Source organism: Streptomyces sp. NPDC107498 (assembly GCF_055582805.1).
The window spans coordinates 149,396-164,148 of sequence record NZ_JBVJPE010000018.1; the positions used below are offsets into that span (position 1 = coordinate 149,396).

Sequence of the window (14,753 nt, forward strand, 5' to 3'; positions counted from 1 at the left end):
GGAGTTCGGGGTTCCGTACGAGCTCTCCGTACGGTCGACGGACCGATCCGGTCAGCCGACGAGGCTGTCGTCGAGCTCCTCCGTCAGGTTGGACTCGGTCCCGGGGATGCCCAGGTCCTGCGCCCGCTTGTCGGCCATCGCGAGCAGCCGGCGGATCCGGCCGGCCACCGCGTCCTTGGTCAGCGGCGGGTCGGCGAGCGCGCCCAGTTCCTCCAGGGAGGCCTGCTTGTGCTCCATGCGGAGCCGGCCGGCGGCGGCGAGGTGCTCGGGCACCTCCTCGCCGAGGATCTCCAGGGCGCGCTGCACACGGGCCCCGGCGGCGACGGCGGCGCGGGCCGAGCGGCGCAGGTTGGCGTCGTCGAAGTTGGCCAGGCGGTTGGCGGTGGCGCGGACCTCGCGCCGCATCCGCCGCTCCTCCCAGGCGAGCACCGACTCGTGCGCGCCGAGCCGGGTGAGGAGGGCGCCGATCGCGTCGCCGTCGCGGACGACGACCCGGTCCACGCCCCGGACCTCGCGGGCCTTCGCCGCGATGGAGAGCCGGCGGGCCGCGCCGACCAGGGCGAGGGCGGCCTCCGGACCCGGGCAGGTCACCTCCAGGGAGGAGGAGCGGCCGGGCTCGGTCAGCGAGCCGTGCGCGAGGAACGCGCCGCGCCAGGCCGCCTCGGCGTCACAGGTGGCCCCGGAGACCACCTGCGGGGGAAGGCCCCTGATGGGGCGGCCGCGGCCGTCCACGAGACCCGTCTGCCGGGCCAGCTGGTCGCCTCCGGCCACCACCCGCACCACGAAGCGCGAACCGCGCCGCAACCCGCCGGGGGCCATCACGATCAGTTCGGAGCTGTGCCCGAAGATCTCCAGGATGTCCCGCTTGAGGCGGCGGGCCGCCATCGCGGTGTCGAGCTCCGCCTCGATCACGATGCGGCCGCTCACCAGGTGCAGCCCGCCCGCGAACCGCAGGATCGACGAGACCTCTGCCTTCCTGCAGCAGGTCCGGGTGACGGGGAGCCGGGAGATCTCGTCCTTCACCGCTGCCGTCATCGCCATGGGCCGATCCTTCCATGCATCCGAAAAATACGGTCGTACGCGGTGGCCAACAGCTCCGGGTCATGCTTCGCGGAGCCGTCGGGCCCGGCCACCGGCGCCAGCTCGACCGCGGCGCCGAGCCGCTTGGCGGCGTCGACGAGGGGTTCCCTCGCTGGCACGTCGGGCACGGCGGCCTCGTCGGCCAGCACCACGTCCAGGGCGAGTTTAGGGGCGTGTCGTCCCAAAACCTCCAAATGACGCTGCGGGGAGAAGCCCTCGGTTTCTCCGGGTTGCGGCGCGAGGTTCAGCGAGAGCACCTTCCGGGCCTTCGTCTCGACCAGGGCGTCGAGGAGTTCGGGGACCAGGAGGTGCGGGATCACCGAGGAGAACCAGGAGCCGGGACCGAGCACCACCCAGTCCGCGTCCAGGACCGCCGCGACCGCCTCGGGCACGGCCGGCGGGTCGTTCGGCACGAGGTGCACGGACTGCACCTCGCCCGGGGTGAGGGCCACGGTCGCCTGGCCGCGCACGGTGTCCACGTCGTCCGGCCGCTCCGGGTCGTGGCCCCTGACCAGGGCCTGGAGCTCCAGGGGAACGGCGGACATGGGCAGCACGCGGCCCTGGGCGCCGAGCAGTCGGCCGACCAGGTCGAGGGCCTGCACGGGGTCGCCGAGCTGCTCCCAGAGGGCGACGATCAGCAGGTTGCCGACGGCGTGGCCGTTGATCTCGCCCTTGGACTGGAAGCGGTGCTGGATCACCCGGGCCCAGGTCTGGCCCCAGTCGTCGTCGCCGCAGAGGGCGGCCAGCGCCTTGCGCAGGTCGCCCGGGGGCAGCACGCCGAGCTCCTCCCGGAGCCGGCCGCTGGAGCCCCCGTCGTCGGCGACGGTGACGACGGCGGTGAGGTCGCCGGTGATCCGGCGGAGCGCGGCGAGGGACGCCGACAGGCCCCTGCCGCCACCGAGCGCGACCACCTTGGGCTGGGTGCCGCGTCTGCGGAGCGTACGCCGCACCGCGAGGGTGGAGGCACGCCGACGGTACGGCTTCACTCGCGCCCCATGTCCCGGTGGACGACGACGGTCTCGACCCCTTCGGAGGCGAGGCGGGCGGCGAGGCGCTCGGCGGTGGCCACGGAGCGGTGCTTGCCGCCCGTGCAGCCCACGGCGATGGTCACGTACCGCTTGCCCTCGCGGCGGTAGCCCGCGGCGATCAGCTGGAGCAGCTCCGTGTAGCGGTCGAGGAACTCCTTGGCGCCCGGCTGGTTGTAGACGTAGTTCGACACCTCCTCGTTGAGGCCGGTGAAGGGGCGCAGCTCGGGGACCCAGTGCGGGTTCGGCAGGAAGCGCATGTCGACGACGAGGTCGGCGTCGACCGGCAGGCCGTACTTGAAGCCGAAGGACATCACGGTGGCCCGCAGCTCGGGCTCCTCGTCGCCGGCGAACTGGGCGTCCATCTTGGCGCGCAGCTCGTGGACGTTGAGGCTGGAGGTGTCGATCACCAGGTCGGCGTCGCCGCGCAGCTCGCGCAGCAGGTCGCGCTCGGCGGCGATGCCGTCGGTGATGCGGCCGTCGCCCTGGAGCGGGTGGGGCCTGCGGACCGACTCGAAGCGCCGGACCAGGGCCTCGTCGGAGGACTCCAGGAAGACGACCCGGCGGGTGACCTGCTTGGCGTCCAGGTCGGCGAGGGACTCCCTGAGGTTGTCGAAGAACTGCCGGCCGCGGACGTCCACGACGACGGCGATCCGGGCGACGTTGCCCTGGGAGCGGGCGCCGAGCTCCACCATGGTGGGGATCAGCGCGGGCGGCAGGTTGTCCACGACGAACCAGCCGAGGTCCTCCAGACACTTCGCCGCGGTGGAACGGCCCGCTCCGGACATGCCGGAGATGATCACCAGCTCGGGAATGGCCGCCTCGGCGCCGTTGTCGCCGGGGGTCTCCTTCGTGCCCGTACTCACGTGTCCTGCTCCGTCTTCTCGGTGGTGCTCGTCGTGCGTGTGGCGCTCGGTCATGCGGTGGTGCCCCCGTCGTCTTCCATGATCTCTCCTGTGGCCGTGTTCACGGCGGGTGCGGCGGGGGCCGCCTGGGCCAGGGCCACGGCGACCGCCTCCGCGGTCTTCCGGCCGAAGCCGGGGACCTCACAGATCTGCTCGATTGTCGCCTGCTTCAGCCGCTTCACCGAGCCGAAATGCTTGATCAGGGCCTGCTTGCGCGCCTCCCCGAGGCCGGGGACGGCGTCGAGCGGGCTGGTCCGGAGGCGTTTGGTCCGCTTGGACCGCTGGTAGCGGATGGCGAAGTCGTGAGCCGTGTCACGCACCCGCTGGAGCAGATAGAGGCCCTCGCTGGAGCGGGGCAGCACCACCGGGTCGTCGTCGCCGGGCAGCCAGACCTCCTCCAGTCGCTTGGCGAGGCCGCAGACCGCGATGTCGTCGATGCCGAGCTCGTCGAGGGCGCGGCGGGCCGCGGCGACCTGCGGCTGCCCGCCGTCGACGACGACGAGCTGCGGCGGGTACGCGAAGCGCTTGGGCCGCCCGTCGTCCTCGGCCGTCTCCGCCGGGACCTCGCCGCCCGCCTCCTCCTCCGTGAGGGCGCCCCACTCCCCCGTGCGGTCCTTCTCCGCGAGGTAGCGCTTGAAGCGGCGCGTGATCACCTCGTGCATGGACCGGACGTCGTCCTGGCCCTCGAAGCCCTTGATCTGGAAGCGCCGGTACTCGCTCTTGCGGGGCAGGCCGTCCTCGAAGACGACCATCGAGGCGACGACGTCCTCGCCCTGGAGGTGCGAGATGTCGAAGCACTCGATCCGCAGCGGCGCCGAGTCCAGGTCCAGGGCCTCGGCGATCTCCTCCAGGGCCCGGGAGCGGGTGGTCAGGTCGCTGGCCCGCTTGGTCTTGTGCAGGACGAGCGCCTGCTGGGCGTTGCGCGCGACCGTCTCCATCAGGGCCTTCTTGTCGCCGCGCTGCGGGACGCGCAGCGAGACGAGCGACCCGCGGCGGCCGGAGAGCCAGGCGGAGACGGCCTCCGCGTCCTCCGGGAGCGCCGGGACCAGGACCTCCTTGGGGACCGTGTCGCCGCTCTCCTCGCCGTACAGCTGCTGGAGGGCGTGCTCGACGAGCCCCGCCGTGTCGACGGCCTCGACCTTGTCCGTGACCCAGCCGCGCTGGCCCCGGACGCGTCCGCCGCGCACGTGGAAGATCTGCACCGCCGCCTCCAGCTCGTCCTCGGCGAGGGCGATCAGGTCGGCGTCGGTGGCGTCGGCGAGGACGACCGCGTTCTTCTCCATGGCCCGGCGCAGGGCCCCTATGTCGTCGCGGAGCCGGGCGGCCTTCTCGTACTCCATGTCCTCGGCCGCGATCGTCATCTGCTTCTCGAGCCGGCGGATGTACGTGCCGGTGCGGCCGGCCATGAAGTCGCAGAAGTCCTCGGCCAGTTCGCGGTGCTCCTCGGGCGCGACCCGGCCGACGCAGGGCGCCGAGCACTTGCCGATGTAGCCGAGGAGGCAGGGCCGGCCGGCGGAGGCGGCGTTGCGGAACACGCCCGCCGAGCAGGTCCGCACCGGGAACACCCGCAGCATCAGGTCGACGGTCTCGCGGATCGCCCACGCGTGCGCGTACGGCCCGAAGTAGCGCACGCCCTTCTTCTTGTGGCCCCGCATGACCTGGACGCGCGGGAACTCCTCGTTCATCGTCACCGCGAGGTACGGATAGCTCTTGTCGTCCCGGTACTTCACGTTGAACCGGGGGTCGAACTCCTTGATCCAGGAGTACTCCAGCTGCAGCGCCTCGACCTCGGTGGACACCACGGTCCACTCCACGGAGGCGGCCGTCGTCACCATGGTGGCCGTGCGCGGGTGCAGGCTCGTGAGCGGCTGGAAGTAGTTCGCCAGCCGCTGGCGCAGGGACTTCGCCTTCCCGACGTAGATCACCCGGCGGTGCTCGTCGCGGAACTTGTAGACCCCCGGGGAGTCGGGGATCTGCCCCGGCTTGGGGCGGTAGCTGGAGGGGTCTGCCATGCTCACCACCCTACTGGCGCCCACCGACACCCCACCCCGCCCACAGCCGTGCCGCGCCCGGCCGGGTGGTGCCCCCCCGCCCCCGCCCGTGTGGGCAAGCGTCCCGCTGGGGCGAAGGGGGTCCCCCCTGCTCGAGCGGAGCCGAGAGCTTGGGGGAGGGCGGGCACACGGGACGGCGCCCTCCAGCGGCGCCCCCGCGTTCCGCGCCCGGACCCGCACCGACAGCGGCGGCGCACAACGGGTGCGGGTCCAGGCACAGCAGCCTCGGGCGTCGGCAAGGGCGCCGTTCCGTTGTGCCCGCAACGGGGGCCAGGGAGGGTGGGCACCGCCCCTGCGGGGCGGGGGCTCGTGGGGTCAGGGGCGCCGGCCCGCCCGTCGCCCGCGTGCCGTCGCCCACGCCGTCAACGCGAGGGCCAGCCCCACGCCCACCGCCGCGACGGCGGGCTCCCCCTGGGACACGGGCTCGGACGGAGGCGCGGACGCGTCGTAACCCCCCGCCGCCCCCTTCCGCGCGTACGCCGACCCCGGCAGTTTGTCGCCGTACGCCCGCACGACCCGCTCCCGGTAGCCCGCGAGGCTCGTCCCGTTCCGGCCCACGGCCCGCACCGCGTCCTCGTCGAGCGGCAGCACCTTCCCGCCCTTCAGGACGTACCACGCGTCGATCTGCGGCTCGCGGAAGACGAAGCCGTGGCCGAGTTCCGCGTACCGGATCTCGTCGTCGCCGGTGGCGATGTTCACCACCTGCCAGCCGCCGCCCGGCTGCCGCGCCGTCCACAGCGAGGCCTTCCGGCCGTCCGGGGCGACGGCCCTGCTGGCGCGGAACTCGACGCGGGCGACCGGCGCCCCGGGCTTCCCGGCGACGAAGTCGGGGGAGAGGAACCGCACGGGGACGGAGGCGCCCTCGACGCGGGGAGCCCCCGCCGTACGAGGGGAGGCTCCGGCACGGACGGAGGCTCCGTCGCGGGCGAAGAACCGGGACAGGGTGTCCAGGGTCCCCGGCGCGGAGGCCGCCTGCTCGGGGGTCGGCGCGGGCGGCGGTCCCCCGGCGGCGGCCGCGGGGAGCGCCCCGAGGAGGACGAGGACGGCGGTGGCGAGGAGCCCGGCTCCCGTGGCACGCGTGTTCATCGTCGTCACGCCCCGATCCGGTAGAGCGAGTGGGTCCAGGAGAACGAGCCGTTGTTCACGTACCAGGCGTGCGAGGCCCAGTTGTAGCGGTCGCTGGAGGGCCAGGGGTCGCCCCAGTAGACCCAGCTGTTCGTGTCGTCGTAGCCGTAGATCACGTGCATGTGGCCACCGCCGCCGGCCCACTGGATCCGCGTCTCGACGGGCCGGTCGGCGTTGATCTCGGTCTGGAGGGTGGAGTAGCGCAGCCAGCCGTCGACGTACGAGCCGGGGCTGATGCCCGCCCAGCCCAGCCCGGTCTGGACGTTGGCGAGCGTGGCCTGCCAGTTGGGGCAGTCGTAGCCCTGCTGCCGGTTGAAGGCGGCGTTGCAGAACTGGTTCTGGCTGTAGTTCCGGCCGTACCAGGTGGCGATGGTGTTGCCGCTCGCCGCCCAGCACCAGTTGGTCTTCTGCTGGGCCTGCATGGTGATGTTCAGCCGCTTCGACGCGAGGGCCGAGACGTCCTCGCCGGTGGGGGCGGCGGAGGCCGGGGCGGCGGGGACGAGGAAGAGGGCGGCTGCGGCGAGTGCCGCGAGGTTCAGCTTTCTTCTGCGCATCGCGTTCCTCCCAGGAGCTGGGGATGAGGGGGGTGGAGGAGCGCGTCCGGACGCTGGTCAGGAGCATCCGCCGTTGTCCGGGCCGGGTCAACACGCTTCAATGCGGGGTGACATCGGACCGTGAACGGTGTGATCCGGGTGTGAACGGAAAGCCCCGGCCCACCTGCCCGCCCGCCCCTCGCGGCGCGACGGTCCATGCCCCCGTCGTGAACGTTCACCGAGGAGTCCTCGTGAGCCACACCGAGGCGGATCTGGTGCAGCTGCTGCACACCGGTCCCTTCCACCTGGCGCTGCGCACCGCGCTGGCCGTGCGCGGGCTGCCGCTCCAGCGGGTCCAGCACCATCTCGCGCACCGGGGCATCAAGGTCGGGGTGACGAGTCTGAGCTACTGGCAGCAGGGCGCCCGCCGCCCGCAGCGGCCGGAGTCCCTGAAGGCCGTCCGGGCCCTGGAGGAGGTCCTCCGGCTGCCCGGGAACTCGCTGCTGCGGCTCCTGGCGGAGGACGCGGCCGGCCGCTCCGAAGCGGGACGCCCGGCGGCCCGCTCGTACCGCTCGCTGGTGGAGGCCTCGGGCTCGGTCGAGGAGCTGCTCGCGGACCTGGAGTCCCCGACGGACGGCGGGCTGCACACGGTGGGGCACCACGAGCGGGTACGGATCGGGGCGGGGCGGGAGCTGGTGGGGCGCGAGTCGCAGCACGTGGTGCGGGCGCACCGGGACGGCGTGGACCGCTACCTCGCCATCCACCACGGCGACCCCGGCTGCGACCCGTCCCGGGTGGTGGTGCGGGGGGTGGAGAACTGCCGGACGGGGCGGGTGCGGTGGCACCCCGGCACGGGCGTGGTGGTCGCGGAGCTGCTCTTCGACGTACGCCTGCGGGCCGGGGACACGTATCTGTTCTCGTACGGCTTCGAGGACGGTACGGCGGGTCCGAGCGGGGAGTACGTGCGCGGGTTCAGCTTCGCGGGCGGGCAGTACGTGCTCCAGGTCCGCTTCGACGAGGCGGCGCTTCCGGTGCGGTGCCGGAGGTTCGCGCAGTCCTCGGCGGGTGCGCCGCGCGGCGGCCGTGCGGAGCTGACCCTGAGCGGTCGGCACCGCACGGTGCACCTCGTGGAGCAGGGGGTGCGTCCGGGGATCCTGGGGATCGACTGGGACTGGTCGTGAGGCCCCGGCTCAGGCCCGGGGCGCCTCGGGGCCGGCCACCAGCTCGCCGTTCTCGACCCGGATCGGGACCTCGGGGAGCGGGACGGTGGCGGGGCCGTGGATCGCCTTGCCGGTCGTGACGTCGAAGCGGCTGCCGTGGCAGGGACAGTTGCCCTCGTTCTCCTCGACCTTGTCGAGGACGCAGCCGGCGTGGGTGCACTGGGCGCTGAAGGCCTTGTACCGGCCCTTGGCCGGGCAGCTCACCACGAGCCGCTGCTCGCGGTAGAGCTTGGAACCGCCGACCGGCACCTCGTCCGGGGCGCCGAGCGGGACCGGTGCGGTCGGGGTCGGGACCTGGGCGTGGCCGAGCTTGGACTCGGTGGAGCAGGCGGCGACTCCCAGCCCGGCGGCTCCGGCGAGGGCCGCGCCTTTCAGTACGGTGCGGCGGCTGGACTGGCCGGACATGAGCGCTCCACGGTGAGATCGGGGACAAGACACCCCAGGGGTGACCGAACCGACGATACCGGCGGCCCCCCGGAGCCCGACGCGGGGGCCCGACGCCGGGGCCGGCACGGGAGACGGGACCAGGCACGGGAGACGGGACCCGGCACGGGAGACGAGACCCGGCGCAGGAGACGGGACCCGGCACGGGAGGCGGAGCCCCGGTCGGGCCCCGCCTCCCGTCACGTCCGGTCGGCCGTCACGCCTTGCGGGTCCGGGCCGTCGCCTTCTTGGCGGCCGCCTTCTTCGCGGGGGCCCTCTTCGCCGCCGTCTTCTTCGCCCCCCGGGCCGCCGGGGTCTTCTCGCCGGCGTCGCTGATCCGGTCGGCGCCGAGGATCTCGCGGAGGAACTTGCCGGTGTGGCTCTCGGGGACCGAGGCGACCTCCTCCGGCGTGCCCTCGGCGATCACCAGGCCGCCGCCGCTGCCGCCCTCGGGGCCCATGTCGATGACCCAGTCGGCGGTCTTGATGACATCGAGGTTGTGCTCGATGACGATCACCGAGTTGCCCTTGTCGACCAGACCGGACAGGACCTTGATCAGCTTCGAGATGTCCTCGAAGTGGAGGCCGGTCGTCGGCTCGTCGAGCACGTAGACCGTGCGGCCCGTGGAGCGCTTCTGGAGCTCGGAGGCGAGCTTGACGCGCTGCGCCTCGCCGCCGGAGAGCGTCGGCGCGGACTGGCCGAGGCGGACGTACCCGAGGCCGACCTCGTTGAGCGTGCGCAGGTGGCGCGCGATGGTCGGGACGGCCTCGAAGAAGTCGAGGGCCTCCTCGATCGGCATGTTCAGGACTTCGGCGATGGACTTGCCCTTGTAGTGGACCTCCAGGGTCTCCCGGTTGTACCGGTCGCCGTGGCAGACCTCGCACGGGACGTAGACGTCCGGGAGGAAGTTCATCTCGATCTTGATCGTGCCGTCGCCGGAGCAGTTCTCGCAGCGGCCGCCCTTGACGTTGAAGGAGAAGCGGCCGGGCAGGTAGCCCCGGACCTTGGCCTCCATCGTCTCGGCGAAGAGCTTGCGGACGTGGTCGAAGACGCCGGTGTACGTCGCCGGGTTCGACCGGGGGGTGCGGCCGATCGGGGACTGGTCGACGTGCACGACCTTGTCGACGAGGTCGTCGCCCTCCACGCGCGTGTGCCGGCCGGGCACCGACTTGGCACCGTTCAGCTCGCGCGCCAGGTGGGTGTAGAGGATGTCGTTGACCAGGGTCGACTTGCCGGAGCCGGAGACGCCGGTGACGGCGGTGAGGACGCCCAGCGGGAAGGAGACGTCGATGTCCCGCAGGTTGTTCTCCTTGGCCCCGTGCACGGTGAGGCTGCGCGCGGGGTCCACCGGCCTGCGGACGTCCGGGGTGGTGATCGACCGGCGGCCGGACAGGTACTGCCCGGTCATCGACTCCTCGTTGGCGAGGAGCTCCTTCAGGGAGCCGGAGTGGACGACCTTGCCGCCGTGCTCGCCGGCGCCGGGGCCGATGTCGACGACCCAGTCGGCGACCTTGATGGTGTCCTCGTCGTGCTCGACGACGATGAGCGTGTTGCCCATGTCCCGGAGCCGGACCAGGGTCTCGATGAGTCGGTGGTTGTCGCGCTGGTGGAGGCCGATGGACGGCTCGTCGAGCACGTACAGCACGCCGACCAGGCCGGAACCGATCTGGGTGGCGAGCCGGATGCGCTGGGCCTCTCCGCCGGACAGCGTGCCCGCCGCCCGGTTGAGCGAGAGGTAGTCGAGGCCGACGTCGACGAGGAAGCGCAGCCGCTCGTTGACCTCCTTGAGGACCCGCTCGGCGATCTTCTTGTCCCGGGCGTTGAGCGTCAGCCGGGAGAGGAACTCGGCGCAGTCGCTGATGGACATCGCGGAGACCTCGGCGATGGACTTCTCCATGACCGTGACCGCGAGGACGATCGGCTTGAGGCGGGTGCCCTGGCAGGTGGGACAGGGCACCTCGCGCATGTAGCCCTCGAAGCGCTCGCGGCTGGAGTCGCTCTCCGCCTCCGTGTGGCGCCGCTTGACGAAGGAGACCGCGCCCTCGAAGGCGGGGGTGGTGTACGCCCGCTCGCGTCCGTACCGGTTCCGGTAGCGGACCTCGACCTGGGTCTTGTGGCCGTGCATCAGGGCCTTCTTGGCGCGCTGCGGCAGCCCGGCGTACGGGATGTCCGTGCGGAAGCCGAGGGCCTGGGAGAGGCCGCCGATGAGCCGGCCGAAGTACTCCTTGGTGTGGCCGTGCGACCAGGGGTGGATGGCGCCCTCGTCGAGCGACTTCTCCTCGTCGGGGACGACCAGCTCGGGGTCGACCTCCATGCGGGTGCCGATGCCGGTGCAGTCGGGGCAGGCGCCGAAGGGCGAGTTGAAGGAGAAGGAGCGCGGCTCCAGCTCCTCGAAGGAGAGGTCGTCGTACGGGCAGTAGAGGTGCTCCGAGTACATCTTCTCGCGCTCGGGGTCGTCCTCGGGGAGGTCGACGAAGTCGAGCACGACCATGCCGCCGGAGAGCCCGAGGGCGGTCTCGACGGAGTCGGTGAGCCGGCGCTTGGCGCTGTCCTTGACGGTGAGGCGGTCGACGACCACCTCGATCGTGTGCTTCTCCTGCTTCTTCAGCGTCGGCGGCTCGGTGAGCTGCACGGTCACGCCGTCCACGCGGGCGCGGCTGTAGCCCTTGGTCTGGAGGTCGGCGAAGAGGTCGACGAACTCGCCCTTGCGCTCGCGCACGAGCGGGGAGAGCACCTGGAAGCGGCTGCCCTCGGGGAGCTCCAGGACCCTGTCGACGATGGCCTGCGGCGACTGGCGGGAGATGGGCCTGCGGCACTCGGGACAGTGCGGCTTGCCGATGCGGGCGAAGAGCAGGCGGAGGTAGTCGTAGACCTCCGTGATGGTGCCGACCGTCGAGCGCGGGTTGCGCGAGGTCGACTTCTGGTCGATGGAGACGGCGGGCGAGAGACCTTCGATGAAGTCGACGTCCGGCTTGTCCATCTGGCCGAGGAACTGCCGGGCGTACGAGGAGAGCGACTCGACGTACCGGCGCTGCCCCTCGGCGAAGATCGTGTCGAACGCGAGGGAGGACTTGCCCGACCCCGAGAGCCCGGTGAAGACGATGAGGGAGTCACGCGGGAGGTCGAGCGAGACGTTCTTGAGGTTGTGCTCGCGAGCGCCACGGACGATGAGACGGTCGGCCACGCCGGTCCGCACCTTTCTTGAGAGAGCGGATGTGCCTGACACACCCAACAACCAAGGATGCCGGATGCTTCCATCGAGCCTATAGCACGCACATTCGATTTCCGGCCGCTCGAAGACCGCTTCACCCGAACGAGTGGCGGCGCTAGGGTCGGCGGCATGATCGACCACGAACGTGACCTTGCTTCCGTGCGCGAGGCGAGCGACCGGCTGCTGGCCGCCGTCGCCTCCTGGGACAACGCGGCGACGGCCGAGCCGTCACGGCTTCCGGGCTGGACCCGCGGGCACGTCCTCGCCCACGTCGCCCGTAACGCCGACGCCCTCGTGAACGTCCTCCGGGGCCGTCCCATGTACGCGGACGCCGCCACCCGGGACGCCGACATCGAGCGCGACGCCGACCGCCCGCTCGACGTCCACCTCGCCGACCTGCGCGAGAGCGCCGACCGCTTCCAGGCCGCCGGCGCCGAGCCCGCCGACTGGAGCCGCACGGTCGAGCTCCGCAACGGGGTCACCGACAGTGCCTCCCGGATCCCCTTCCGCCGCTGGGTGGAGGTGGCCCTGCACCACGTCGACCTGGGCGTCGGCTACGAGCTGGAGGACCTGCCGGAGGAGTTCGTCCTGCGGGAGGTCGACTTCCTGACGGAACGCTTCGCGGGCCACGCCTCCGTCCCGCCGACCCGGGTCCTGGCCACGGACGGCACGGGCGCGTGGAGCACCGGTTCCGCGGAGGGCGCCGGGGTGACCGTGAGCGGCCCCTCCCCCGAGCTCCTCGGCTGGCTCGCCGGCCGCCGCGACGGCTCCGCGCTGAAGACCGAGGGCGGGCCGCTGCCGGAGCTTCCCCCGCTGTAACCGCCGTTGTCGGTCGCCGGAGCTAGTCTGAGGCCATGACGTACAGCGGAGTGGTGAAGGTCGGCGGCGCGGCGGACGTGCACGAGCTGACGGACCTGATGATCTCGAAGGTCGCGGTCGGCCCGATGGACAACAACGCGTACCTGCTGCGCTGCCGGGCGACCGGTGAGCAGCTGCTGGTCGACGCGGCCAACGACGCCTCGACGCTGCTCACGCTGATCGGTGACGACGGCGTCTCCGCCGTCGTCACCACCCACCGGCACGGCGACCACTGGCAGGCCCTGGAGGAGGTCGTCGCCGCGACCGGCGCCCGGACCTACGCGGGCGCGTACGACGCGGAGGGCATCCCCGTCCCGACCGACGTGCCCGTCGAGGACGGCGACACGATCCGGGTGGGCCGGGTCGAGCTGACCGCGCGCCACCTCGTCGGCCACACGCCGGGCTCGATCGCCCTGGTCTACGACGACCCGCACGGCCACCCCCACGTCTTCACCGGCGACTGCCTCTTCCCGGGCGGCGTGGGCAACACCTGGAAGGACCCGGAGGCCTTCGCGAGCCTGATCCACGACGTGGAGACCAAGCTCTTCGCGGTCCTGCCCGACGAGTCCTGGATCTACCCCGGCCACGGCCGGGACACCACGCTCGGTGACGAGCGCCCGCACCTCGCGGAGTGGCGCGAGCGCGGCTGGTGACGCCCGGCGCGCGGCCCCCGAGCTGCACGCCTCCGCACGCCCCCGTAACCGGGACGGCGGTGGGGTAGTTGGCGCGACATGCGCCAAAGTCACCCTCCGTCGCCGCCCCGGCCGCCCTCCGCTCCTTCCCTGGGGCGGCTCGCCGCCGCCTCGCTCGTCGGCACCGCCATCGAGTTCTTCGACTTCTTCGCCTACGGGACCGCCGCCGCCCTCGTCCTGGGGCCGCTCTTCTTCCCCGCCTTCTCGCCCCTGGCGGGAACCCTGGCCGCCTTCGGCACCTTCGCCGCCGGATTCCTCGCCCGGCCCCTCGGCTCGGTGCTCTTCGGGCACGTCGGCGACCGGTACGGCCGGCGGCCGGTCCTCTTCGTCTCGCTGCTCCTGACGGGCTGCGCCACGGTCGCGGTCGGCTGCGTCCCCACGTACGCGACGCTCGGCATCGCCGCCCCGGCGCTGCTGCTCGCCCTGCGCTTCCTCCAGGGCCTCGGCCTGGGCGGCGAGTGGGGCGGGGCGGTCCTGCTCACCGCCGAGCACGCCCCCGCGCACCGGCGCGCGCTGTGGTCGAGCTTCCCGCAGGTCGGCCCCTCGATCGGCTTCCTCCTGGCGAACGGGGTGATGCTGGCGCTCACCGCCGTGCTGAGCGACGCGGAGTTCCGCGCCTGGGGCTGGCGGGTGCCGTTCTGGGCGGCGGGGCTGCTCGCGGCCGGCGGCCTGCTGCTGCGTTCCTCGCTCGCGGAGACCCCGCAGTTCGAGGAGTTGTCCGCGTCCGGGCGGCGCGCGGGCGCTCCGCTGGTGGAGGTCGTCCGCGACCACTGGCGGCTCGTACTGCTGACGGCCGGGGCGCTCGCGGTCGGGTACGCCGTCTTCTACGCGGTCTCCACCTGGGCGCTGGCCTACGGCACCGAGCGGCTCGGGGTGAGCAGCACGGTGATGCTGACCTGCGTCATGGCGGCGGTGGCGGTCATGGGCGCGGTGACCCCGCTGGTGGCCCTGCTCGGCGACCGCTGGGGGCGCCGGCCGCTCTGCCTGGCGGGGTGCGCGGCCTCGGCGCTCTGGATGTTCCCGATGGTGGCGCTGCTGCACACGGCGCGGCCGTTGTTGATGTTCCTCGGGTTCCTGGGCGCGTTGCTGGGCTTCATCACCATGTTCGCGGTGATCGCCGCGTACCTCCCGGAGCTGTACGAGCCCCGTGTCCGCTGCACGGGGGCGGCCGTCGGCTACAACCTGGCCGGTGTCCTGGGCGGCGCGCTGACGCCCGTCGTCGCCACCGCCCTCTCCGACGGCGGTTCCGGCCCGCCCTGGGGCGTCGCGGCCTACCTCACCCTGGTCGCGCTTCTGAGCCTCGGCTGCTTCGCCCTCCTCCCGGAGACCCTCCCGGGCCGTGCCGGACGTCCGGCGCCCGAGCCCGCCGCCGTCTGATCCGTCCGGGCGGTACGGGACGGCGACGGCCGACCGGGGCTGTCCCGGTCGGCCGTCGGTGTCGTGCGGAAGGGGCGTCAGGCCTCGACGCTGTCCTTCGGGGCGCCCTCGGTGGCGGCCTCGGCTTCGGCCGCCTCGCGCCGGGCCTGCTTCCCGGAGGCGATCAGGCTGGTGACGGTCGTGACGGCCAGGACGCCGCCGATGACGCCGAGCGAGACCGGGATGGAGATCTCGGGGACGTGCACCCCGGACT

12 protein-coding genes and 1 pseudogene are annotated in these 14,753 nt (G+C 72.7%); 4 read left to right on the forward strand and 9 right to left on the reverse strand.

Going from position 1 to position 14,753, the window contains the following annotated elements; all coding sequences use genetic code 11:
• Positions 1–51 precede the first annotated feature (51 nt).
• From whiA to ACZ66Z_RS27920, 6 genes are all read right to left on the reverse strand, one after another.
• On the reverse strand, positions 52–1,041 hold the full coding sequence (gene whiA / locus ACZ66Z_RS27895; protein ID WP_030205188.1) for a DNA-binding protein WhiA: 990 nt from the start codon (positions 1,039–1,041) through the stop codon (positions 52–54).
• Positions 1,032–2,066: a gluconeogenesis factor YvcK family protein gene (locus ACZ66Z_RS27900; RefSeq protein WP_469938108.1), complete on the reverse strand. Its 1,035-nt coding sequence runs from the start codon at positions 2,064–2,066 to the stop codon at positions 1,032–1,034. The genes whiA and ACZ66Z_RS27900 overlap by 10 nt, the downstream gene beginning before the upstream one ends.
• Positions 2,063–3,025 (reverse strand): RNase adapter RapZ, encoded by a 963-nt coding sequence (gene rapZ, locus ACZ66Z_RS27905; protein WP_469938109.1) that lies wholly within the window; start codon positions 3,023–3,025, stop codon positions 2,063–2,065. The genes ACZ66Z_RS27900 and rapZ overlap by 4 nt, the downstream gene beginning before the upstream one ends.
• Positions 3,022–5,022 (reverse strand): excinuclease ABC subunit UvrC, encoded by a 2,001-nt coding sequence (uvrC, locus tag ACZ66Z_RS27910; protein WP_469938110.1) that lies wholly within the window; start codon positions 5,020–5,022, stop codon positions 3,022–3,024. Before uvrC ends, rapZ begins: the two co-directional genes overlap by 4 nt.
• A gap of 354 nt (positions 5,023–5,376) precedes the next feature.
• Positions 5,377–6,156, reverse strand: coding sequence for a hypothetical protein (locus ACZ66Z_RS27915; RefSeq protein ID WP_469938111.1), 780 nt, complete (start codon positions 6,154–6,156; stop codon positions 5,377–5,379).
• On the reverse strand, positions 6,153–6,740 hold the full coding sequence (locus tag ACZ66Z_RS27920) for a papain-like cysteine protease family protein (RefSeq protein ID WP_469938112.1): 588 nt from the start codon (positions 6,738–6,740) through the stop codon (positions 6,153–6,155). The genes ACZ66Z_RS27915 and ACZ66Z_RS27920 overlap by 4 nt, the downstream gene beginning before the upstream one ends.
• 230 nt (positions 6,741–6,970) lie before the next feature.
• Between ACZ66Z_RS27920 and ACZ66Z_RS27925 the strand changes: the two genes are divergently transcribed.
• Positions 6,971–7,900: a hypothetical protein gene (locus ACZ66Z_RS27925; RefSeq protein ID WP_469938113.1), complete on the forward strand. Its 930-nt coding sequence runs from the start codon at positions 6,971–6,973 to the stop codon at positions 7,898–7,900.
• A gap of 9 nt (positions 7,901–7,909) precedes the next feature.
• On the opposite strand, the gene ACZ66Z_RS27930 is transcribed toward ACZ66Z_RS27925, so the two are convergent.
• Together ACZ66Z_RS27930 and uvrA are read right to left on the reverse strand one after the other, a co-directional pair.
• Positions 7,910–8,344 (reverse strand): Rieske (2Fe-2S) protein, encoded by a 435-nt coding sequence (locus ACZ66Z_RS27930; RefSeq protein ID WP_469938114.1) that lies wholly within the window; start codon positions 8,342–8,344, stop codon positions 7,910–7,912.
• Between the two features lie 235 nt (positions 8,345–8,579).
• Complete coding sequence (gene uvrA, locus ACZ66Z_RS27935) at positions 8,580–11,546, reverse strand: excinuclease ABC subunit UvrA (RefSeq protein ID WP_469938115.1); 2,967 nt, start codon at positions 11,544–11,546, stop codon at positions 8,580–8,582.
• A gap of 156 nt (positions 11,547–11,702) precedes the next feature.
• On the opposite strand from uvrA, the gene ACZ66Z_RS27940 reads away from it, so the two are divergent.
• The 3 genes from ACZ66Z_RS27940 to ACZ66Z_RS27950 all read left to right on the forward strand — a co-directional run bounded on the left by ACZ66Z_RS27940 (position 11,703) and on the right by ACZ66Z_RS27950 (position 14,500).
• Positions 11,703–12,392 carry a maleylpyruvate isomerase family mycothiol-dependent enzyme gene (locus ACZ66Z_RS27940; protein WP_469938116.1) on the forward strand — a complete coding sequence of 230 codons (690 nt, stop codon included), beginning with the start codon at positions 11,703–11,705 and terminating at the stop codon, positions 12,390–12,392.
• A gap of 35 nt (positions 12,393–12,427) precedes the next feature.
• Positions 12,428–13,084, forward strand: a complete 657-nt coding sequence (locus tag ACZ66Z_RS27945; protein WP_469938117.1) for an MBL fold metallo-hydrolase — start codon at positions 12,428–12,430, stop codon at positions 13,082–13,084.
• Positions 13,085–13,162: 78 nt separating this feature from the next.
• Positions 13,163–14,500 (forward strand): MFS transporter, encoded by a 1,338-nt coding sequence (locus tag ACZ66Z_RS27950; protein WP_469938118.1) that lies wholly within the window; start codon positions 13,163–13,165, stop codon positions 14,498–14,500.
• Positions 14,501–14,577: 77 nt separating this feature from the next.
• Here the strand turns inward: ACZ66Z_RS27950 and ACZ66Z_RS27955 are convergent.
• A pseudogene (locus ACZ66Z_RS27955) lies at positions 14,578–14,753 on the reverse strand (TerC family protein); the annotation flags it as partial.